16 protein-coding genes and 1 tRNA gene are annotated in these 23,248 nt (G+C 26.2%); 9 read left to right on the top strand and 8 right to left on the bottom strand.

Annotation, left to right across the window (positions count from 1 at the left end; translation table 11 throughout):
• The first annotated feature begins 98 nt into the window (after positions 1–98).
• From BFL38_RS09770 to BFL38_RS09760, 3 genes are all read left to right on the top strand, one after another.
• Complete coding sequence (locus BFL38_RS09770) at positions 99–1,205, top strand: ankyrin repeat domain-containing protein (protein ID WP_069726861.1); 1,107 nt, start codon at positions 99–101, stop codon at positions 1,203–1,205.
• A gap of 326 nt (positions 1,206–1,531) precedes the next feature.
• Entirely contained in the window at positions 1,532–2,116 is a 585-nt protein-coding gene (locus BFL38_RS15185; protein ID WP_438357075.1) for an ankyrin repeat domain-containing protein, read from the top strand.
• Positions 2,117–3,055: 939 nt separating this feature from the next.
• Positions 3,056–3,913 carry a flagellin N-terminal helical domain-containing protein gene (locus tag BFL38_RS09760; RefSeq protein ID WP_069726860.1) on the top strand — a complete coding sequence of 286 codons (858 nt, stop codon included), beginning with the start codon at positions 3,056–3,058 and terminating at the stop codon, positions 3,911–3,913.
• Positions 3,914–4,338: 425 nt separating this feature from the next.
• Here BFL38_RS09760 and BFL38_RS09755 read toward each other — a convergent pair whose 3' ends face one another.
• The 3 genes from BFL38_RS09755 to BFL38_RS09745 all read right to left on the bottom strand — a co-directional run bounded on the left by BFL38_RS09755 (position 4,339) and on the right by BFL38_RS09745 (position 10,741).
• Positions 4,339–6,180 (bottom strand): BspA family leucine-rich repeat surface protein, encoded by a 1,842-nt coding sequence (locus BFL38_RS09755; RefSeq protein ID WP_069726859.1) that lies wholly within the window; start codon positions 6,178–6,180, stop codon positions 4,339–4,341.
• A 108-nt stretch (positions 6,181–6,288) separates the two neighbouring features.
• Complete coding sequence (locus BFL38_RS09750) at positions 6,289–8,553, bottom strand: BspA family leucine-rich repeat surface protein (protein ID WP_069726858.1); 2,265 nt, start codon at positions 8,551–8,553, stop codon at positions 6,289–6,291.
• A gap of 220 nt (positions 8,554–8,773) precedes the next feature.
• Positions 8,774–10,741, bottom strand: a complete 1,968-nt coding sequence (locus tag BFL38_RS09745; RefSeq protein WP_069726857.1) for a BspA family leucine-rich repeat surface protein — start codon at positions 10,739–10,741, stop codon at positions 8,774–8,776.
• A gap of 322 nt (positions 10,742–11,063) precedes the next feature.
• On the opposite strand from BFL38_RS09745, the gene BFL38_RS09740 reads away from it, so the two are divergent.
• A complete protein-coding gene (locus BFL38_RS09740; protein ID WP_069726856.1) occupies positions 11,064–11,696 on the top strand; it encodes a lactate utilization protein in 633 nt (210 codons plus the stop codon).
• 551 nt (positions 11,697–12,247) lie between these two features.
• Here BFL38_RS09740 and BFL38_RS09735 read toward each other — a convergent pair.
• The 4 genes from BFL38_RS09735 to BFL38_RS09720 form a co-directional block, all read right to left on the bottom strand.
• On the bottom strand, positions 12,248–12,787 hold the full coding sequence (locus tag BFL38_RS09735; RefSeq protein WP_069726855.1) for a hypothetical protein: 540 nt from the start codon (positions 12,785–12,787) through the stop codon (positions 12,248–12,250).
• Between the two features lie 103 nt (positions 12,788–12,890).
• Complete coding sequence (locus BFL38_RS09730) at positions 12,891–14,588, bottom strand: motility associated factor glycosyltransferase family protein (RefSeq protein WP_069726854.1); 1,698 nt, start codon at positions 14,586–14,588, stop codon at positions 12,891–12,893.
• 23 nt (positions 14,589–14,611) lie between these two features.
• Positions 14,612–15,700 carry a M15 family metallopeptidase gene (locus BFL38_RS09725; RefSeq protein ID WP_069726853.1) on the bottom strand — a complete coding sequence of 363 codons (1,089 nt, stop codon included), beginning with the start codon at positions 15,698–15,700 and terminating at the stop codon, positions 14,612–14,614.
• 144 nt (positions 15,701–15,844) lie between these two features.
• Positions 15,845–15,917 (bottom strand) — tRNA-Val (locus BFL38_RS09720).
• Positions 15,918–16,119: 202 nt separating this feature from the next.
• Between BFL38_RS09720 and BFL38_RS09715 the strand changes: the two genes are divergently transcribed.
• From BFL38_RS09715 to argH, 5 genes are all read left to right on the top strand, one after another.
• Positions 16,120–17,415, top strand: a complete 1,296-nt coding sequence (locus BFL38_RS09715; protein ID WP_069726852.1) for a hypothetical protein — start codon at positions 16,120–16,122, stop codon at positions 17,413–17,415.
• A 104-nt stretch (positions 17,416–17,519) separates the two neighbouring features.
• Entirely contained in the window at positions 17,520–18,029 is a 510-nt protein-coding gene (flgN, locus tag BFL38_RS09710) for a flagellar export chaperone FlgN (protein WP_069726851.1), read from the top strand.
• Between the two features lie 174 nt (positions 18,030–18,203).
• Positions 18,204–19,145, top strand: a complete 942-nt coding sequence (gene argF / locus BFL38_RS09705; RefSeq protein ID WP_069726850.1) for an ornithine carbamoyltransferase — start codon at positions 18,204–18,206, stop codon at positions 19,143–19,145.
• 161 nt (positions 19,146–19,306) lie between these two features.
• A complete protein-coding gene (locus tag BFL38_RS09700; protein ID WP_069726849.1) occupies positions 19,307–20,527 on the top strand; it encodes an argininosuccinate synthase in 1,221 nt (406 codons plus the stop codon).
• 6 nt (positions 20,528–20,533) lie between these two features.
• Complete coding sequence (argH, locus tag BFL38_RS09695) at positions 20,534–21,922, top strand: argininosuccinate lyase (protein WP_069726848.1); 1,389 nt, start codon at positions 20,534–20,536, stop codon at positions 21,920–21,922.
• A 394-nt stretch (positions 21,923–22,316) separates the two neighbouring features.
• On the opposite strand, the gene BFL38_RS09690 is transcribed toward argH, so the two are convergent.
• A complete protein-coding gene (locus tag BFL38_RS09690) occupies positions 22,317–23,213 on the bottom strand; it encodes a restriction endonuclease (protein WP_069726847.1) in 897 nt (298 codons plus the stop codon).
• Positions 23,214–23,248: the final 35 nt, after the last annotated feature.

Here is a 23,248-nt window from a genome sequence, read left to right as displayed (position 1 = left end):
ATTATATGTATAAAATTGTAACATATCTATTATATTTAAAAAATTGACAAAGTAAAAATGTCTACTATAATTAGTGATATAAAATTGAGGAGCATTTTATGAAAAAAATAATTATAACGGCTTTAATATTAATCAGTATAATAAGCTGTAATTCTAAAAAAACTGATAATACAGAAGCAGACGCAAATACTAATGCCGTTAATACCAATAATGCAGAAGCCAATACAAAAGAGTATGAAGGATATGCTGCTAATATTTATTATGATGCTTCATTATCTGAAGTATATGCACAAGCTATTGCAGATTTTAATCTCATAAAAGATAAAGCCTCTTTAGATGAATGGCAGTCAAAATATACAGATGAAACACCTATAATGTTCGCTATTAATTATTATCCTACAGAAGAAAAAGCTATTGAAATTATTAATTATGGTGCTGATGTTAATGAAAGAACAGCAGATTTTGTAAAAATGACTCCTTTAATGTCTGCATCTAGGAGGGGATATTTAAAACTTTTAAAAGAGCTTATAAAAAATAATGCTGATGTTAATGCTAAAGATTATGACGGACTTGATGCTTTATTACATGCTGTTGACTGTGCCGCTGATGATAATGAAGTTAGTATCTTAATATTTAAAGAATTAATTAATGCTGGTGCTAAAGTTAATAATATTTATATAGGAGATGAAGGAGAAGATTTTTCTATATTAGATATTTTGATGAATTCAAATAATATTATGGACAGTAAACTTAATTTTGAGATATTTAAATTGCTTACGGAAAATGGAGCTGATATAAAAAGAGTCAATAAAAACGGAACACCAGTAATTGCAAATGTTATTAGAAAAACGCATAATATTGATATTGTAAAATATTTAGTTTCAAAGGGCATTGATCCTAAAATGAAATATACTGAGAATGGCATTTCATATTCTTTATTATCTGATACTGTTTATGATGAAAGTACAGAAATAGCTAAATATTTGATAGAACAATGGGCAGATGTTAATGTACCAGCATATTCTAAAGAAATAAGTTTAATGATTGAAGCTATAGACAATGATATATCAGTAGAAAATACAGAATTAGTAAAACTTCTTATAGAAAACGGGGCTGATACTTCTGCAGTTAATGAAGAAGGTAAAACAGTATTTGATATAGCTAGAGAAAAAGGCTATGATGATATATTAGCTTTAGAAAAATAATATAAGTGAGCCGACCGAGTAGGTACCCTTTGGGTAGCCAATGAATAAATTTATTTATTCATTCCTTTAAGGCGAGGCGAACATAGCAATAATAAAAAAATCTAGAAGCTGATAACTTTAGTTGTCAGCTAGTTTAAAGCGAGTTTATCACTAGCAATAATAAAAAAAATTGAGAAGCTGGCAGATTTAATTGTCAGCTGTTTTTTTATTAAGAACATATTTTTAATTGATTTTTTATATACGGTATAATGGTAATTAATGTTTTCTTTACTTTTATATTCATTTATGGTATCATAAAATAAAATATGCTGTTTAAGGTTGAAATTATGAAAAACAAAATCATTATTATCTTTATAATAATTATAATGACTGCAATAGCTTTATATGCTAGTAGTGAAAGCAATAATGATGAAGTAAAAGACAGTATTATAAATAATGAAGAAACAACAGATGATATACAAATAGAAGATAATACATTAATAAAGCCTGATAAAGAAGCTGATGAATATACTGAAAATGAAGAGATAAAGGAAGAAACAAAAAATAATAACACTTTTAATAACAGTAATAATTATAAATTAAAAAATACAGTAACTACAAATGAAATAATAATGCCTAGCGAAGAATTATTAAAACTATTAGAAAAAAATAAAAATAAAACAGGCGTTTCTGAAATGATTGAATTGATAAATGAGGGCGGTATAAATGCTGCTTCAAAAGGCGAGCTTACTATAGGCGATGTTAAACACTATACTAATTCTACCCCTTTAATGATAGCTTCATCATACGGGCATTATGATATAGCAAAAGCTTTGATTGATAATGGGGCTTTAGTTAATTTAAGAGCAGACGATGGATTTATTAATTTTTCATTATTACTTTCATTAAATGTACTATCTCTTGTTTCTTAAATTACCTGTAAATATAGGATTTTACTATGAAAATTAGAAATAAATTGGAAATTTTGATTAAAATCTGTAATTTGTTATAAGAGAAAATAAAAAATTTTATCTACATACCCCGCCCTTTATATTTTTTAGCTTGTTTAGAAAATTATATTTAAATTTCCTTAAATGCTTAATTAGAATTTATAAGCACCCGCCCAAGCATTATTTAAATCTATTATCTGCTAAACGCACGGTGAATAAAATTTTATATGTTATTTAAATTATGATTATTAATTGATTCATATTTTAAGTTTTACTCTGCGTGCGTTTGAATAAGTTTTAAATCTAAGTATATTAGGGTGGGAATTAAAAAGTCTAATTTTAGTAATAAAAAAAATAAAAAATAAGAATTTCATATTTAAGTTATATGGCTATAGGGTGGGCAAATGTGATTAAATTTTAAAATTATTAAAAAAATTAATAAAACTACTAAAGATAAAAAATATTTGCAGTCTAAAAGCTGAAAATATATAAAAATACATATTATTTTCTATAAATCTGATGATTATATTTGATATTTTTCGATATGAATTAAGATTATTTTAAATAAATTTATACTTTATGTATAAAATGTATCATATAATGATTATTTTTAATTTTTTTTAGAAAAAAAAGAAAAAAATGCTAAACCAAATTAAACTTTATGCCGACTAGTCCGAAAATTATTGTAAAGCAAAATGAGAGTTCAAGTATTTGGCGGTCTCGAACTCCCTATTTGCTTAGTTGATACCATATAATTTATTAAGAATATATTTGGCGTTATATATTCTTACTATAGGATTTAATGGTATTTTGGCAACTTCATATAGTTACTAAGATTGTCGGAATACCTTAAATTCTCTTTAATATTTTTTGCCAATTAGGCACGGATGCCTTTTTGAATAAATATCATGGAGGATGACGATGATCATCAATAACAACATTAGTGCTATAAATGCACAGCGTACATTAAAATTCAGAAATGTAGACCTTTCTAAAGACATGGCTGCTTTATCTTCTGGATTAAGAATCAACAGAGCTGGAGACGATGCTTCAGGACTTGCAGTATCTGAAAAAATGAGAACACAAATCCGCGGTTTGCGTCAGGCTGAAAGAAACACTCAAGACGGTATATCTTTCATTCAAACTACTGAAGGTTACCTTCAAGAAAGCCAAGACATTTTACAAAGAATACGTGAATTGTCTGTACAATCTGCTAACGGTATTTATACTGATGCTGACAGAATGCTCATTCAAGTTGAAGTTTCTCAATTAGTTGATGAAGTTAACCGTATTGCTAGCCAAGCTCAATTCAATACTCTTAACATGTTAACTGGAAGATTTGCTAACCCTAACGAAGGTGGAGCTCCTGTTGCTTCTATGTGGTTTCATATGGGTGCAAACATGGACGAAAGAAGAAGAGTTTATATAGGAACTATGACTGCTGCTGCTTTAGGTTTACAAACTCCTGAAGGTACTAGCATCTCTATTTCTTCTATAGACAAAGCTAACAGTGCTATAGGTTTAGTTGATGAAGCTTTAATGAAAGTTTCTAAACAAAGATCTAATTTAGGTGCTTATCAAAACAGATTAGAGCTTACTGCTCAAGGTTTGATGATTGCTTATGAAAACACTGCAGCTTCTGAAAGCAGAATCAGAGATACTGATATGGCTGAAACTTCTGTTAAATTCGCTAAAGACCAAATTTTAAGTCAGACTAACTTGGCTATGTTGGCTCAAGCTAATACTATGAACCAAGGTGTTTTACGTTTGGTACAATGATTTAGTTCGTTTATAGCAGACTAATTAAAAAATAGCTGGTCTCATTAATTTTAATGGGGCTGGCTATTTTTTATAATCTAATTACATGCCCGCCCTTTAAAATCAGATGTTTTCATTTTTTATTATAGCTTTATTAATATTTAAAGTTTTAATTATTAAAGACACGCCCGCCCAAGCGTTTTATAAATTTATTGTTTCGTTTCCCCCGCACGTTTAATCAAGTTTTAATATTAATGCCATTTATTTTTTTATTTTTTATATTTTATTAATTTAGTTCTGCGTGCGGGTAGAAAGACAGTAATATTTAAATAAAGCTAGGGTGGGTGCCTTAAATAACAGATGAAGCTGTAAGTATAATAGAATTAAAATACCTAAATAAAACAATAAAATATAAAGGGCGGGAGTTAGAATAAAATCATATTTTTTTAATTTTCTATATACCAATAAGGTTCATGTCTTTCTACAAGCGAACCTGAAAAAGCATATTTCATATTAACCTCATTTGACAATTTCCAAGATTCTAAATCCTGATTAAAATTTGAGCAGTTATAAAATGCAAATGATATATTTTTAATATTAGATAGATTCCATTTATCTAAAGGCTGATTGAAATTTGAAGCACTATGAAACATTCCATTTATAGATTCAATATTACTCATATCCCAATCATTTAAAGTCTGATTAAAACTCTTAGCATCTTTAAACATAGCATCTGTATATTTTACTTTGCTTACATTCCATTTAGAAATATCCTGATTAAAAGAATACGCACTTTTAAACATAAAGATCATTATTTCTACATTAGATGTATTCCAACTGCTTAAATCACTGTCAAAACTTGCACAATCTGAAAACATAAAACTCATATACTTGACATTAGAAACGTCCCAATTATTAAGAGGCTGATTGAATCTAGTACAGCCTGAAAACATATATTCCATATTAATAACCTTAGATACATTCCAATTTTCTATGTTATGATTAAAATATAGAACTCCTTTAAACATGTTATGCATATCTTCAACATTTGAAGTGTCCCAAGTTTCAATACCGTCAAATTTTTTAAGTTTTGAATTTTGAAATAAACCAGACATGTCAGTTATTAAACTAGTATCCATTTTATTAAATTTTACTTTTTCTTTTATTAATTTTAATAATTCTATTTTATCTTTAGGTTGATATTTTTCATTTTCTTTTAATTTGATATTATTAGCCTTTAATTTTTTGTATTCTTTTATAATATCTTCTTTATTATCAATTAATTCTTTTAATTCATCATAATAAGTATTTTCAAGTTTTTTAATAAAATCTTTAAGTTTATTATATTTTAAAACTTCTTTATACACTTCTTTTATATCGCAGTTTTCAAGCATTAATAAAAGTTTTTTTCTATCACTTCCTTTGGAAAGAAAATAAATATTTAATATAGACTTCACATTCTTAAAAGAAGAAGCACCCGAAAAAAACTCCCTAATAAAACAAGCCTCATTAATAATCCAATTTTCTATAGAATGATTAAAACTCTCAGCACCACTAAACATATATGACATACTAATTGCATTAAAAACATTCCAGCTTCCAATATCCTGATTAAAACTTTTCGCATTAAAAAACATATAGTTCATATATAAAACATTAGAAGTATCCCATTTATCAAGCAGCTGATTAAAGTTATAAGCATTCTCAAACATACCAAGCATTTTTTCTGTTTTGCTGACATTCCAATTATTAAGAGCCTGATTAAAATTATAAGCCTTTGAAAACATACTTTGCATATTTTCTACATTAGAAGTATCCCAATTATTTAAATCCTGATTGAAATTTACAGCTTTATAAAACATACATCTCATACTGATAACTTTAGAAGTATCCCATTTATCTAAAGGCTGATTAAAATTTTTAGCTTCAGAAAACATAAATTCCATATTTGTTACATTAGATACATTCCAATCATTTAATGGCTGATTGAAGTTTTTAGCACTTGCAAATATACCGAACATATTAGTAACTTTTGAAACATTCCAATTATTTATATTAGAATTAAAGTTTACAGCCCCCATAAACATATCTGACATATCTGTAACATTAGAGGTATCCCAAGTTTCAAGTCCTTCAAAATTTATTCTCTTACTGTTTTTAAACAATTCGCTCATGTCTGTTATTAAACTTGTATCAATACTTCCAAGATTAATGCTTTCATCCTGAACTAATTTTTGTAATTCTTCTTTATTTTTTGGTTTAAATTGTTTTTCCATTTTCTTTTCCATTATTGTTATATTCGCCTACGCTATTAATATCTAATAACTTTTCAGTTATTAGATGCTTCGGCTCATTCGTTATTGTTATATTCGACTACACTATTAATATCTAATTTATTATTGTACTAAATTTTCAAGCATCAAGATAGAACCAAACATCAATCTATTAACTAAATCTTTATTATTTTCTGATATATTTAATATTTTTAATACTATTTCTATCATATCTCCAAAGTCAGCATTATCTCTGCTAATACCGTTCGTTGATATATCTAATACTAAACCGCTTACTTTATCTTCAAATTTATATCCATATATTGTGTAATAATCTTCATAATATTCATTAAAAGGATATTTATTAACAAAATTTTTTAACTTAGATAATTTATATTCACCATTATATGAATAAAATTCTTTTTCTAAATCATCAATAACTCTTAATTGATTAATAGGCTGAACAATCTCATAATCTGATAATTGCTTTTTCCATTTATCTATAATATCATTATCCATTTCTTTTACATATGCTAAACTAATAGAATTATTTTCATTGATTTTTACTTCTTTATCATCATAATCTGTAAAACTTCCATCAGTTAAATATCTGAATGTTGTTAAAAACAAATTATTTTCATCATATAAGTTCCAAATTAATTTAACAGCATACCCATTAAAAAGATAATTATCTATATAAACAGATTTCCAAAAATTATAAGAATATTTTCTTCCATTCATTAAAAGATATATCATTTTATCTCTTTGACTTTTTACAATATTTTTTATTTCCTTTTTAATAAAAGTTATTTCTGATTTTAACTCTTTAGAAAAAGTTTTAGGTGGTGTTTTTAATTCTTTATTATTGATGATAATATGAAGCTCCATATTATCATCAATAAAAAGTTTATATTCTTTATCTTCAGCATATACTATTCTCTCGCCATTCTTATCAAGATTAAAATCAGGAACTAATAAATCATCTAATTCATATCTTTCAACTTTCATTCTATTAGCTATAGTTTCAAGTGCTAATTCGGCTGCATTTTTTATACTTTCTATTTTTGATTTTAAAGATGCATCGCAAAGTAATCTTAATGCATATTTATTTTTATTTAAAGCTAAAATATAAACATAGTATGAACGAGGATAAAATTCTTTTTTTAAACTTTTTACATAATCTTCTACTATTTTACCATCTCCATATATACCGCAAATAATTCTTGAAGCTAATTTACTTCTGTCGCTTAAAAATATTTGATAAGATACATTTCTAAAACTTTCTATATCAAGCAAATTAATAATATCATCAATAATTTCTAATCTTACAACATTATCTTTAACTTTTAAATAACTTCCATAAATAAATCTAATCATCTTTAACCTTATTTTTGTTTTTCTGTCTTTAGTAAATATAGTATATTTATCATCTATAAATTTTATACTTTTATCAAATGACTTATCATAATTATTATTAACATATTCTTCTGCCTCTTCAATATTTTGAAAAATTATTTTATTAGAATGATATTCTATTTCATTTTTAAGTTCATTTTCAAAATCTTTTTCTAATCTTGAAACAAAAGAAATAATTTTTTTATTAATTGAATTTTTTAAAGTCTTATGCCATAATTTAACATCTACTTTTTGTAAATTTTCATCTTCATAATATTTATCATAAAATAAATAGCATAACAAATTAATAGGTTCTTTTTTAGAATATATTTCATCAAGCATTTCTTCTGGTAATATATAATCAATATCTTCTTTTATATTATCAAAATTCCATTTATGAGGAATTATTTTAAAACTATTAGCATGATTAAATATAAAACTAATGCTTTTTACCTTGCTTATATCCCAGTTATTTAAATCCTGATTAAAAGATGAAGCATTGGCAAACATAAAGCTCATATATTTTACGCTCTTTATATTCCAATTACTTATATTTTGATTAAAGCTTGTACATCCATTAAACATAGAATTCATATTTGTTACTTTTGAAACATTCCAATTACTAATGTCTTGATTAAAAGATTTGCATTCTTGAAACATATTGTTCATACTGCCGACATTAGAAGTATCCCATTTATCCAAAGGCTGATTAAATTTAAAACAGCAGTCAAACATTCTTGACATATCTTTGACTTTATTGGTATTCCAACTATTTAGAGGCTGATTAAATTCTTTGCATCCTTTAAACATACTGCCCATATTTTCAACATTAGATACGTCCCAAGTTTCTATACCTGAGAAATCTTCTCTTTCACTACTTCTAAATAATTCGCTCATATCAGTTATTAAACTTGTATCAATACTTCCAAGATTGATGCTTTCATCTTCCACTAATTTTTTCAATTCTTTTTTTGTTTGAGGTTTGTATTTCATAATTATATATCCTAATTAATTTTACCTTATTTTATATTTTTTGAAATATTTTTAAATTTTTATTATATTAAATAAATTATATTATTTCTCTTTTTGCATCTTTGCTAAAAAAGGCTGATATAATCTTTAATTAGTTCATTTTACTGTTATATAGGTTTATTAATTTAATTAACTAATAACTTTATTAAAAAATTACTAGCTAATTAAAACTCAATAAAAATTAATCTTTATACCAAGAAGGCGTATTATTTTCCATTGCTGAGTTATCAAACATATCTCTCATACGATTAGGCTCTGCTTTAGATACATTCCAAGATTCTAAATTCTGATTAAATCTTTCAGCTTCATAAAATACAGAGTTCATATATTCTACATTGGAAACGTCCCAATTATCCAAAGGCTGATTAAATGATGAAGCATAATGAAACATCTGACTAATACTTATAACATTAGAAAGATTCCAATTATTAATCTGACTAATACTTATAACATTAGAAAGATTCCAATTATTAAGAGGCTGATTAAAACTTTTAGTAAAGCAAAACATTAATGACATATCTTTAACATTAGATACATTCCATTTGTCTAAAGCACTATTAAAATTAATAGCTCCTTTAAACATACTATTCATATTTTCAACCTTAGACACGTCCCAATTATTAATATTTTGATTAAAACTTTCAGCATAATAAAACATTGATGACATATCTTTTACATTAGATACATTCCATTTGTCTAAAGGCTGATTAAAACTTTCACAATTAGCAAACATAGCTCTCATATCAGCAGCTTTAGATACATTCCAATCATTAAGAGGATTATCAAATTTTTTGCATTTTTTAAACATAGAACTCATATTCTCAACTTTTGAAACGTCCCAGATCTCAATATTATGATTAAAAGCTAATGCTCCTTCAAACATACTTTCCATATTTACTACATTAGATACATTCCAAGTTTCTATACCGTCAAACTTTTTTAATTTAGAATCTTTAAAAAGATTGCTCATATCTGTTATTAAAGAAGTATCTATTTTATCAAGTTTTGTTTTATCTGCTATTAGTTTTATTAATTCATTTTTATTTTTTGGCTGATGCATTTTAGTTTGCTTACTATCTTTTTTATCTTTTTTGGTTTCTGATTTTTCTAATTCTTTATACTCTTTTATAATATCCTCTTTACTATCAATAAGCTCTTTTAATTCTTCATAATGCATATTTTCTAATTTTTTTAGAACATCAGATACTGCTTTTTTATTATATTTTAATCCTAGTTTATAAACTTCTTTTTTATCAAATTTATTTGTAATTTCTTCAAGATTTGCTGCAGCAGATTTTGAGCTTTGAAAAGAATATATTTTTAAAACTAAATCTAATGAAACATTATTAAAAATTCTATCAAATTCTTTAACTTTTTTAAAATTCCAATTTTTAATATTATCAGGATTAAAAGATAAAGCATTAAAAAAAGCTTGATTCATATATTCTATTTTTTCTGTTTTCCAGCTGTTTAAATCCTGATTAAATGAAGAGGCATTATAAAACATATTTACTATATTTGTTAAATTATAAGTATTCCAATTATCTAAAGGCTGATTAAAATTAGAAGCTATTTCAAACATATTATCCATAAATTCTACATTAAAAATATCCCAGCTATTTAAAGGCTGATTAAATTTTGAAGCTCCAAAAAACATACCATTCATACAGTCAACTTTAGAAGTATTCCAATTATCCAAAGGTTCATTAAACATTATACAGCCGTAAAACATTTCTCTCATACTTGTTACATTAGAAACATCCCAGCTATTGATATTTTGATTAAAACTTTCAGCATTCTTAAACATCTCCATCATATACTGAACATTAGAAGTATCCCATTTATATAAAGGCTGATTAAAGGTTTTAGCACCGCAAAACATAGCAGACATAACTGTAACATTAGATACATTCCAATCATTTATATTGTGATTGAAATTAACTGCATTTTTAAACATACCGCTCATATTTGTTACATTAGAAATGTCCCAAGTTTCTATACCTGAAAAATCTTCTCTTATATTATTAAAAAATAAAGTACTCATATCTATTATTAAACTTGTATCAATACTTCCAAGATTAATACTTTCATCCTGAACTAATTTTTTTAATTCTTCTTTAGTTTTTGGCTTAAATTGTTTTTCTGACATAATAACCTCCACGCTTGAAATCAATCTAAATAAAATATTTATTAATGTGAAAAATAAAATTTTTAATAAAAAAATATTATTTCCGCGAAAAGTAGCAGGATTATATACTATAAAAAAAGAAATGTAAATATATACATCATTCTTTATATCTGATTATTCTAAAATTTGTTTGTATAGTGTTTATTAAATTTATAATTTTTATGTATGTAAAATATATTGTCAGAGCTGCAAATATAGTGAGCATTAAAGCTAAAATAATATTGAAAAAAATATAAGTTGTATTTATACTAGTTTAATAAATATAATAAATGAGGGATTTTTTATGACAGTTCAGGAAGAATATTTTCAAAGATTATCTTTGGTTTTAAAAGAAAAGTTTAATAAAAAAGGCTTTGCTTTTGACAGTTTCGGTAATAAGGAAGAGGCAAAAAAGTTTGTATTATCTCTTATAAAAGAGAATGATACTATTACATTTGGCGGAAGCACATCAGTTAATCAAATGGGCATATTAGAAGATTTGAAAGGCTATAAAAATTTTGTTGATAGAAATAATAAAGAATTAAAAGCAGAAGCAGAGATAAAAGCATTTACAAGCGATGTTTATTTGTGTTCGGCTAATGCTGTAACAAAGAATGGTGATATTGTATCTACAGACGGAGGCGGAAACAGAGTTGCTGCTACTATTTACGGACCTAAAAAAGTATTTTTGATTGTGGGAAGAAATAAAGTTTGTAATACTGTTGAAGAAGCTGTAAAAAGAGTAAGAAATATTGCCGCTGGAGAGAATTCTGTGAGATTTAAAGTAGATAATCCTTGCTGCACAGGTAATATGATTTGCGATGAGGAAAACTGCGATATAGAAAATAGATTATGTGCATATACTATTATAGTTAATAAATGTCATATAAAAGAAAGAATACATATAATATTTATAGGTGAAGAATTAGGATTTTAATTTTTATTTAAGAAAGTTTTATATATATATTAATTATATTTAGAACTTAATTCTAAATTTCAGCACCCGCCCAAGATTTAATTAAACTTAGAATTTATTTAACGCACGGTGAACTAAATTAAATATATAATAAAAATTTGAATATTAAATAATTTATATTTTTTAACTTATTCTGCGTGCGATAAAATTAGTACGAAATTTAAAAAAATTGGGTGGGCAGCTAAAATTACTATTTAGATTTAAAAGAAAAATAGTTTATTAAAATCAGAAAGAATTGAAAGCCTATAGGGTGGGATTTCAAGTAAATTCTTAAAAAATTAATTACATACCCCGCCCTTTAAAATTTAGAGCTTTATTTTATATTTTAATATTATATTATCTTTAGAACTTAATTTTAAATTTCAGCACCCGCCCAAGAGTTAATTAAATTTGGAATTTATTTAACGCACGGTGAACTAAATTAAATATATAATAAAAATTTGAATATTAAATAATTTATATTTTTTAACTTTATTGTGCGTGCGTTATAAATGTGAAGTTTCTAGTACATATTATTTTAATATTTGACTTTTGTATTTATCAAATAAAGTTCCTGAGAAATCAGTTTTTTGTATTGCTTCTTTTAACCCTGTAACATCAATAGTATATGCCTGAGCATCAGTATTAGGTTTTATAGATAAAGTTTTGCTGTTTATTAATTTATTTAGAAATTCGATAACTTCTTTTTCTTGTATTATTCCGAAAGCAGGTGATATTGTATATAATATATCAAAATTATCATTTGAAGATCTCATAAAAGGCTCTACAGATTTATAAGGAGAATTATTAAAACTATATTCTACTATTGGAGTATTTTCATCTATTTTATCTTTATACCAATTTATACTTACACTAAGCTGATTATTTCTAGCAGCTATATATACTTCCAAACTATTATTATTTTTTATAGTCATTGTAACAGTTTTTGTGTCAGTATTGTTATAACTTATTCTTCTTATTTTCCAATTATTATAATGTGTAGTTACAGCAGCAGAGAATGCTTGCATTGATATTATTAATAATGTTATAAATAGAAGTAAAATTTTATTCATATATATTTTTATTCTCCTGTATTTAGTTATATATTATGTTTACTTTATTATAATTTTCGTTAATTTTTTGTAAAGTATTAGAAATAAAAAAATATCAATTTTTTTAATAAAGCAGTAATTTTATATCATTATACCATTTATTCATATAATTTTTAATTTCTTCATAGCTTATCATAGATTTTTCAAATTTTTCAACATGCCAAGGTGATATTATATCAGCAATATTTTTAACATCATTATTTAAATTATTTTTATCTATATTTTCTTTATTAATATTTTTTATGAATTCATCTATTTCTTTTACTAGTTTTTCTTTATCTATGTTTTCTTTTAAATATTTTTTAATTTCTATATTTTTATTATTAGAATTTAAGTTTTTATGATTGTATATTTTTACATTTTTTATGAATGCTGATTGAATAGTCAAAGTAAAAATATCCGTAATTTCAGAAATCTCTTGTATTATAGATTCAAAATGATTTTTATAACTCAAAAGTACCGAAGATGTATTTCTATAAACATTATCATAGCATTTTATTTTTTGATTATCATTAAGTCTTTTATATTTAGCAGATTCAAAAGTTTTTAATTTACTGCTTTTTATATAATCATAATCCGATGCATTTGAATATTTAGAATGGGTTTTATCATCAATATGACAAAAATCACATCCTGCAAGCAATATATATTTAGGATTAAGCATATATGCTATTCTTAAAGCAGGCATTATAACGCTTCCTTCCATATAGAAATATATATTATTATTGTTATCATCGTTTATAGGATATAGTATTTTTTCAAAACTTTCATCATGTGAAAAATAGAATATTCTTTTATTTTCTATATGAGTAAGAGGAAAAGGATATGCCGTATGTGTAGTGAATATATTTATATTTTCATTTTCTTTTTTAAGAAGTTCTTTTAAATGTATTGAAGAATAAAAACCTCCGTCTGTTGATATAACTGCATCAGGTTTTATATTATTTTTTATTAAACTATTAAAAGCATGTGATAATACTAGTACAAAATGAGTTTTTGATAATTCTTTAATATTTTCTATATAGTTATCGGCAGAAGCTCCGGCAGATACTAATAAAATAGGTATTTCTTTTTTTAATATATTGCAGAATGTTTTTATAGAATATCCTTCATTGAAATGCATATTATAGAGTATATTTCTAGTCCATATAGGAGCAAAATAATAATTAGATGTTAATGACATTAATTTTTCTTTAATAGAGTTTGCAAGTGATATATTAACATTATCATAATATTCTCTGGTTTCATCGTCTATATTTGAAGCTCTTACATGTCTTATATAAACTATTTTTTTTGAATCATTATCATTCATATAAAAATTAAAAAATGCCAATATAGTTTCTAAATCTTCATTTAGAATTAGTATTATGTTTTTTAATATATTTTCATTTGAAAGTTTTAAATTTGATAGAATAAGTTTAACTATTTCTATGTCTTTTTCTATTATGATTGCCTTATTATTTTCATTTAAAGATAAAAAATATTCTATGTGAAAGAATGAAGCTATAGATAAAAATATTCCTATATGTTCATTATTGTTTGCTATAAATTGCGATATTAGTCTTTTAGCTTCTTCCATTGGATTATATAGAGAAGTTAAAGGTTTATTATTATATATAACAGCGAATAAATTATTTTTTGACTGTTTTAATTGATATTTATTATTTTGCGGATTATATTCTGTTAATTTCTTTACAGCTCTGAAATTATATTTATTTTTATTTAAAAGCTCTATATTTTTAGTGAATATAGTATTATTCATTTTGTTTCTCTATCAGATTATTTTTAGAATATGCCGTACTTCTCTATGAGTTCGTATGTAGCATCTTCATCATTTTTGATTTTATTGTATATAATGAGTTCAGGTCTGTATTCAAAATGTATTGTATCATAATTATGCCATTTACCGCCCCATATAAATCCGTACTTTTCAAAAACTTTAACAACTTCTTTAGGAGGATGCCATCTTTTATTATAAGGCACAGCATACCATGCTTTATTATTAACCCTAGTCCAAGCCCAATATATTTGCTTACCGTTATTTTTCTTAGGCAAAGTATCAAAAGCAACACCATAACTATGATAGCTTCTGCTTGCACTTTTTGAAATGATTTTCCAAACATATCCGCTGACTATTTTTAAAGAATCAAGGAAATTTGCTACTTCCTGATTAGTCTGTGCTATAAGTTTTACTTCTACACTTACATTTGAAAGCGGCTCATATACATAGTCATGAACTCTTACTTTATATCCTAATATACTTTTTGTACTTATATGTTTTACCATACTCCTTTCACTAGTTCCGTCATAAAGAGTATCTAAGAATTTGTTATTTATATATTTAGTATTATTTACCCTTTTTTTATAGTATTCCTGAAGCTCTTTAGTTCTTTCAGGAGTTTCCTTCTGCACCTCAGGCATTCCGTCTACAGTATAAGAGTAGAATCCGAAAGGTATATAATTATCTTGATTGGTCATATCTTCATCAGTTAGAAGTTTTCCATTAGCCCAATTAAACCATATTCCGTCTAAATAAAATCCTAATTCTCTATTTTTTATAATTGGAGGCGATATTCTATTTGAATATGCTAAATGCAGTGCTATAGTTTCTATTGCTCCGGGTCTTATTATTATATCTTTTCTAATTCTCTTTTTCTCTTTTTCAATCTGAATTTGTTTAATATCAGAACTAGACATTATATCTTTGGTGTTATTTATATATATTATTCCTACAGCTGATATAGAGGAAACAATTATTGTCATAAGTGCTATTGTAAATACTTTATATTTAGCTCCGGCTTTTATTATGAAACTTATCAAGGCCAGTACTATTAGTATAGTTGCTATTACTAAAACATATTGTAAAATGGTCATATTTTTTATATTACTCTGTAAAAATTATTTGTTTACATAATATTAACATATATTAATATTAAATTCAAATTTATTATCGTTAAAAAAAATATATTTAGTAGGAAGTTTTATCAAAAAAGACTTATTTGCGTGGGATAAAAAAATTGGGCGATGACGGGTTCGAACCGCCGACCTAGTGCTTGTAAGGCACCCGCTCTCCCAGCTGAGCTAATCGCCCTTTCTTTTGAAATGTTAGATTATATTAGCATATCATTAAAAAAAAGTCAAGTCTTTTATAAAGTTAAAGTATATTAAATTCGTATTTTTACTATTTTGTATGTTTGGATCTAAAACTTTATTAAATATATATTGCTAAAATAATAAAAAATGTTATTATAGTACAATGTAAATATTATAAAAATAAGTAGAATTTTATTAAAATGAATATAGAATTTTTGCTTTCAGCATCATTTGATAATAGAAGGGTTATTCCTAACCAAGACAGATTATTTAAAGCAATAGTTTCTTCTTTAAATGAAGTTAATATTAATCCTCTTGTAATGATTTCAGAGTTTTCTATAATAGAAGACGGCAATACCCTTATATATTCTTTTCATCCATCTGCTGATCCTATATATTTTGAGTTTAAAGCAGGCACTTTGTTTATAACAATTAGTACAGGTTCTTTCGGAGCGGGATATCATAAATTTATAGTTGGTGTATTAGATAGAATAGCAAGAAGACTTGATATAGAGTTTAAAGAAGATTCAGTTCACAAAGATCCCAGCGGTTATTTTAAAAGTAGGAATTTTGAATCTTTAAAGAGATTTTTTATTAATTCTTTAGCTGATTATGCCAAAATGCTTATAACGCATCATGATAAAGGCTTCAGTAATTTTATGATATCTATGCCTTATAATTATCCTATAATAGAAAAAGAGTATTTTGCCTTATCTGCTTTAGGATATTGGGGCAAAAATTGGTTTACTGATTTTATAGATGCAGATGAAGAAGACAGATTAATTTTAGCATCTGATTTCTTCTTATGGGATACTGAAGATATAAATGCTAAATTTTGGTTTAAAAGTTTTATTAGTATGATTTGGCTTTATTTCCCATTTAGAGATGCTATTGATAATAAAGAAAAAACTATGTATAAAAAAATTATGTATGCTTTTCAGGAAGCATATAAAAAAGATTCTTCATTAAAATATCCTTGGGACATACTTATTAACATTGCTCATTATTTAGATGATGAGAATTTGGTAAGATTTATAGAAAGTAAAAAAACAGTTAATCAGCAGCAGTCTTTTCAGATAGGATTCAGGCTTGAAAAGGCTCGTTTTTCTATAGCAGCAGGATTTACTATCATTCTTCCTATGCGCATGAATGTATTTAAAAATGATAAATCTTTAATAGAATTCAAAGATATTAATGTCTATATAGCTATGCAGGTTTATTCTTTTGCAAATGAAGAGATAGATGTAATAATGGAATATGTATTAAAACAGATAGACATTGCAGGAGAAGATAAAGGAGAAAAACTCGATATTAAATCTCAAAGCGGTAAAATAGAAAGCATAGTATATGAAAAAGAATTAGAAGATAATGATCATATTATTACAGCAGCTTGTGCAGCTAAGAAGTTTGCTTTGCTTGCTTGGTTTACTTATTCTGATGCTGAATATAGAGATATCTGTTTAGAAGCTATAAAGTCAATAGATGCAGAAAATTAACATAATATTTTTAAAAATTATGTAAAGTAATCATAATAACTGCCGATAAATTATCACATAGCTGATTAATAAAATTGATTGGCTTTAACTTAAAGGTGGTATTTATGTTTAACTTATACGAAGAGCTTACAAAAATCGAAATACTTTTATCAAAAGAGATAGAAGTATATAAAATAATATTAGAAGATGAAGAGAAAAAAGTTAATTCTATAATCAATACAAGATTACAGGATATACATTTATACTGTGATCATCAGAATGAAAAAATGACAGAAGCTAATGAGCTTAGAAAAATGAGAGAAAATATAATAGATTTAATAGTATTGAATAAGTTCCCTCATTTATCAGAAACAGCAACATTATCTGATATTATTAGAAGAATACCATTGAATAAAACAGCTAGAATATCAGCACTTCGTCTTGAATTAGTTACTCTAATGGCTAGATTAAAACATCTTAATAAATTAGCTCCTAAACTTTTTGATGAGGCTTTAGATTTGTTTGCAAATATGAAAGAAGTTCTAAATGAAAGCAAAAAAGTGGGCTATAACAATAAAGGAAAAGAGCATGTTGTTAATAGGAAATTATCAGTATTAGTAAATAAGCAAGTTTAATATAGAATATTTATATCTTAATTAAGCGTATGGCATAGTTTTATGTTATACGTTTTTTTTATATATTTTATTTTCAAATTATAAAAATTATAGAAACATAATATTGCAAAATTATAAAAACGATATATAGTATTACTCAAAAAAATAATATAAAAATTTAAACGGGAAAAAATTATGAAAAAAGTTAATTTATCTGGAAGACATTTTATTAATTTGGAAGATTTTACAAGCGAAGAATTATCAGCATTGATTGATTATACCTTCGAGTTAAAATCAAAAGTTAGGAATAGAGAAGAAATAGATATAATGAAAAATAGGACTATGGTGATGTATTTTTCAAAACCTAGTTTGAGGACTCGTTTAAGTTTTGAAATAGGAATGAAAAAATTAGGCGGAGATGCTTTTGTATTAAAACAAGATGAGATTATATTAGGGCAGAGAGAAAGTATAGAAGATAGTTCTAATGTTATTTCAAGATACTGTGATTTGATTATGATTAGAACTTTTGCTCATAGCGATGTTGAGGATTTTGCTAAATATTCAAAGGTTCCTGTTATAAATGCTTTGACAGATCTTTCGCATCCTTGTCAGGTTATGGCGGATTTATTTACTATGAAAGAGCATTTCGGTAAATTGAAAGGTTTAACATTATCATATATAGGCGACGGAAATAATGTATGCAATAGTCTTTTAACAGGCTGTACATCTTTAGGTGTTAATATAAAAGTAGGAGTTCCTAAGGGTTATGAGCCTGATGCTAAAACTACAGAAATAGCTAAAAAAATAGCTAAAGAAAATGGCTGCACAGTTGATATTATTAATGATGTAAAAGAGGCTGTAAGTGGCAGCGATGTAGTTTATACTGATGTATGGGCTTCTATGGGGCAGGAGAGTGAAAAAGAAAAAAGACTTAATGTATTTAAAGGTTTTACTCTCACTAAAGAATTATTTGCTCTTGCTAATAAAGGTGCTATAGCTTTACATTGTTTGCCTGCTCATAAAGGCGAGGAGATTAGCGAAGAAGTATTCAATATGAATTCTCAGTATATTTATGAAGAGGCAGAAAACAGAATGCATGCACAAATGGCTATAATGAGCAGTATAGTAAAAGAATAATAGAAAATTAATATATACTTGAACAATTTTATTTTTGGTAAAATAATTATCAGCTTTTTTGCTGAGACTTCTTAAAAGTTTTTATAATTGTATATGTTTTGCTAAAAATACAAATATAATAATTAAATAAAAACATTTTATAAATAAAGAAAGGATTTATCATGAAAAAAAAACTAGTATTAGCCTATTCAGGCGGTTTGGACACTACAGTTATAATACCATGGCTTAAAGAAAATTATGATTATGATGTAATAGCTGTTTGTGTGGATGTAGGACAAGGTACAGAAACTGACGGTTTAGAAGAAAGAGCTTTAAAAACAGGTGCTGTAAAATACAGATTAGTAAAATGCGAAGATGAGTTCGTTACAGATTATATTTATCCTATAGTTAAAGCTGAAGCTACTTATGAAGATAAATATTTACTTGGTACTTCTGCTGCAAGACCTTTAATAGCTAAAAAACTTGTTGAAGTTGCTTTAGAAGAAGGTGCTACTGCTATAGCACATGGAGCTACAGGAAAAGGTAATGACCAAGTAAGATTTGAATTAACAGTTAAGGCATTAGCTCCTAACTTTGAAATTATTGCTCCTTGGAGAGAATGGAATATATCTTCAAGAGAAGAAGAAATTAAATATTTGGAAGATAGAAATATAGAAGTTCCTATGAAAAAAGATGATTCTTATTCAAGGGATAAGAACCTTTGGCATTTATCACATGAGGGATTAGAGCTTGAAGATCCTGCTAATATGCCTAATTATGAAAGACTTCTTAAATTATCAAATACTATAGAGAATGCTCCTAATGAAGGACAATTTGTAGAATTAGAATTTGAAAAAGGAATACCTACTAAAGTAGACGGAAAAACTTTCTCTCCTTCTGATTTAGTTAAATATTTAAATGAAATAGGTGGAAAGCATGCTGTTGGTATAGTTGATTTATTAGAAAACAGAGTAGTAGGAATAAAATGCCGCGGTGTATATGAAACTCCTGGAGGTACTATTCTTTATGCTGCTCATAGAGAAATAGAACATTTATGTTTAGACAGAGAAACATTATATTTTAAACATATAGTTTCTCATAAATTAACTGACCTTGTATATAGCGGAAGATGGTTTACTCCTTTAAGAGAGGCTTTATGTGCATTTATTGACAGCACTCAAGAAACTGTAACAGGTAAAGTAAAATTAAAATTATATAAAGGAAATATTATACCTGCTGGAGTAACTTCTCCTTATTCTCTTTATAATCAAAGTTTGGCTAGCTTTACTACAGGTGAATTATATGATCATCATGATGCTCAGGGATTCATTACTCTTTACGGACTTCCTTTGAAAGTTAATGCTTTGATGAAAGAGCAAGTGAAAAAAATGAGGTTAAAATAATTAATTATGAAAGAAAAATTATGGGGGGGACGCTTTTCTAAAGAACTTAACAAAGAAGCTAATGATTTTAATTCTTCATTGGATTTCGACTGTAAGATGTACAGAGAGGATATACTTGGAAGCATAGCACATGCAAAAATGCTTGGCGAATGCTCTATTATTCCTCTTGATGAAAGCGTAACTATAATAAATGCTCTAAAGCAAATTTTAGATGATATTGAAAATAATAAACTTCAATTTGATTTTGAATTAGAAGATATTCACACACAAGTTGAAAGATGGCTTATTGATAGAATAGGTGAAATAGGAAAAAAGGTACATACAGGAAGAAGCAGAAATGATCAGGTGGCACTTGATTTAAGAATGTATTTAAAAAACAAAGTAGAAAATATTAAATCTTTGATATTAGATTTAATTTCTACATTAATAAACATACAAAAAGAGCATACAAAAACATATATGAGCGGTTATACTCATCTTCAAAGAGCACAGGTTATAACATTTGCACATTATTTGGGTGCTTATGTAGAGATGTTTAAAAGAGATTTTGACAGATTAGCTGATGCCTACAAAAGAATAGATGTTATGCCTTTAGGGGCAGGAGCTTTGGCTTGTTCTACATACAATATAGACAATAAAAAGACTGCTGAAACTCTAAACTTCAAGAATGTTATGCTTAACTCATTAGATGCTGTATCTGACAGGGATTTTGTTATTGAAGTAGAATCTGTTTTATCAATAATAATGATGCATTTAAGCCGTTTTTCTGAGGAGCTTATATTATATTCTACTTCTGAGTTTAAATTTGTAGAGTTTGATGATGAGTTTACCACAGGCTCTAGCCTTATGCCCCAAAAGAAAAATCCAGATATACTCGAGCTTATTCGAGGAAAAACAGGAAGGGTGTATGGTAATTTATTTTCTATATTAACAGTGATGAAGTCTTTGCCTTTAGCATACAACAAAGATATGCAGGAGGATAAAGAGGGTATATTTGATTCATTAGAGAATGTTAAAAACTGTTTATCAATACTTCCTAATGTATTAAAAACTATGAAAGTTAATAAAGAAAATATGCTTAATTCTGTTAATGAAGGTTTTTTGAATGCTACTGAGGTTGCTGATTATCTTGTAAGAAAGGGTATGCCATTTAGAGATGCACATGGTGTTTCTGGGCGTCTTGTTGTGTACTCAATTAACAATAACAAAAATCTTTCTACGCTTTCAATAGAAGAATATAAAAAAGAGTCAGATTTATTTGAAGATGATATTTATTCTTGTATAACTCCAGAGGCTCAGGTTTCAAACAAAACAATGATTGGAAGCCCTAGTGAGAGTGCTGTTATGGAAGTAATAAAGATAAATGAAGAGTGGCTCAAATCAAATAGTAAATAATAAATAAAAAATATTTTTTATAATTATAAAAACAAGGGTGCTGCTTAAAAATGGTACTCTTGTTTTTTTTATTTTATTTTTTGAGGTATTATTTTCACGCACGGTGAGCAAAGCTAAAAATATAAATTTAATTATCAATTCAATGTAAATTATATATCAAAATGCATTCACCGTGCGGTATATGCATTATAAATTTAAATAAATTTTGGGCGGGTGTGCTTTTATAATTTAAGCTTTTAATATAAATAAAATTGTTAATTGATATTAAAACTATACATTCTAAAGGGCGGGTTTTAAAATAAATCAAAAAAGTAAATGTATTATAAATAAAAAAAATTATATCAGCTTTTTTACCGATGCTAAAGCAGACTTTGTCAAGCTGAAAAATACAAATTTATATTATCACATCGTAAATATTTCTAGTTTCAAGCACTTTTACTCCGACTTCATATTCACGCATATATTTAGCAAGTCTGTATCCGTTTATAAGAATTATTTTTACATCTTTTAATTCTTCTACAACCTTTTTAGCCTGCGGAGTATAATCTGAAGCAGTTATAAAAATTCCTCTGTTTATACCATTAACATTTTTAAGCCCATGAGCAAACTTTGTAATTTCAGTATCATTAACTTTATTATTTTCTTTATAGCATTTGCATTGTACACCTATCATGTCAAAACCAAATTTATCCATAGTAAGAGTACCGTCAATTCCTCTGTCTCCGCTTCCTCCTGTTCTGTACTTTTTACCATAACCCATTTTTTCAAGCAGTTCTAAACATATATTTTCAAATTTAGTGCCTTTATCAACAGAGCTTTCACCCATATACTGAAGCCTGTCAAGTATATCCTTCTCTACGCTTTCATAATACTCTTCGATGCTTTTTTCTATTTCGTTTCTGTTTTCATCTTCTTCTGCTTCTTCTATTTCTTCTATGTCATCATCTGAATTGCTTTTACTGTTTTCTAAATAAGGCGTTTTTTCTTTCAAAGTTTTGAAATCAAAGTTAGGATTTTCTTCATAGAATTTTTTACCGAAGTCGGTTATTTGATATACTCCCTTATCTATGTTTTCTATTAACTGAGCTTTTTTTAAAACAACTAAAGACCAATGAATTCTAGAATTAAATTTATTATATCCATTTTTTGTTATCAAATTAAAGTCCTCATCAGATGTGTTGGTATACTCTTTTAATTTGCTGTATGTATCTTTTCTATGTGCTGGTTTATTTATATCATAAAAAAATTTTAATACATATTTATCATAATCTCTATATTTTAAAAGTGCCATAATTAAAAAACTCCTATTACTTCAATTAAAAAATG

Origin of the sequence: Brachyspira hampsonii (genome assembly GCF_001746205.1) — a bacterium.
GTDB lineage: Bacteria > Spirochaetota > Brachyspiria > Brachyspirales > Brachyspiraceae > Brachyspira > Brachyspira hampsonii_B.
Note: the sequence above shows the minus strand (reverse complement) of the source record. Positions and strands in the feature narration are given on the sequence as shown.

Coding starts and splice junctions, on each gene's coding strand:
- BFL38_RS09770 (WP_069726861.1), top strand. CDS start 99: ATGAAAAAAATAATTATAACGGCTTTAATATTAATCAGTATAATAAGC.
- BFL38_RS15185 (WP_438357075.1), top strand. CDS start 1,532: ATGAAAAACAAAATCATTATTATCTTTATAATAATTATAATGACTGCA.
- BFL38_RS09760 (WP_069726860.1), top strand. CDS start 3,056: ATGATCATCAATAACAACATTAGTGCTATAAATGCACAGCGTACATTA.
- BFL38_RS09755 (WP_069726859.1), bottom strand. CDS start 6,180: ATGGAAAAGAAAATGGAAAAACAATTTAAACCAAAAAATAAAGAAGAA.
- BFL38_RS09750 (WP_069726858.1), bottom strand. CDS start 8,553: ATGAAATACAAACCTCAAACAAAAAAAGAATTGAAAAAATTAGTGGAA.
- BFL38_RS09745 (WP_069726857.1), bottom strand. CDS start 10,741: ATGTCAGAAAAACAATTTAAGCCAAAAACTAAAGAAGAATTAAAAAAA.
- BFL38_RS09740 (WP_069726856.1), top strand. CDS start 11,064: ATGACAGTTCAGGAAGAATATTTTCAAAGATTATCTTTGGTTTTAAAA.
- BFL38_RS09735 (WP_069726855.1), bottom strand. CDS start 12,787: ATGAATAAAATTTTACTTCTATTTATAACATTATTAATAATATCAATG.
- BFL38_RS09730 (WP_069726854.1), bottom strand. CDS start 14,588: ATGAATAATACTATATTCACTAAAAATATAGAGCTTTTAAATAAAAAT.
- BFL38_RS09725 (WP_069726853.1), bottom strand. CDS start 15,700: ATGACCATTTTACAATATGTTTTAGTAATAGCAACTATACTAATAGTA.
- BFL38_RS09715 (WP_069726852.1), top strand. CDS start 16,120: ATGAATATAGAATTTTTGCTTTCAGCATCATTTGATAATAGAAGGGTT.
- flgN (WP_069726851.1), top strand. CDS start 17,520: ATGTTTAACTTATACGAAGAGCTTACAAAAATCGAAATACTTTTATCA.
- argF (WP_069726850.1), top strand. CDS start 18,204: ATGAAAAAAGTTAATTTATCTGGAAGACATTTTATTAATTTGGAAGAT.
- BFL38_RS09700 (WP_069726849.1), top strand. CDS start 19,307: ATGAAAAAAAAACTAGTATTAGCCTATTCAGGCGGTTTGGACACTACA.
- argH (WP_069726848.1), top strand. CDS start 20,534: ATGAAAGAAAAATTATGGGGGGGACGCTTTTCTAAAGAACTTAACAAA.
- BFL38_RS09690 (WP_069726847.1), bottom strand. CDS start 23,213: ATGGCACTTTTAAAATATAGAGATTATGATAAATATGTATTAAAATTT.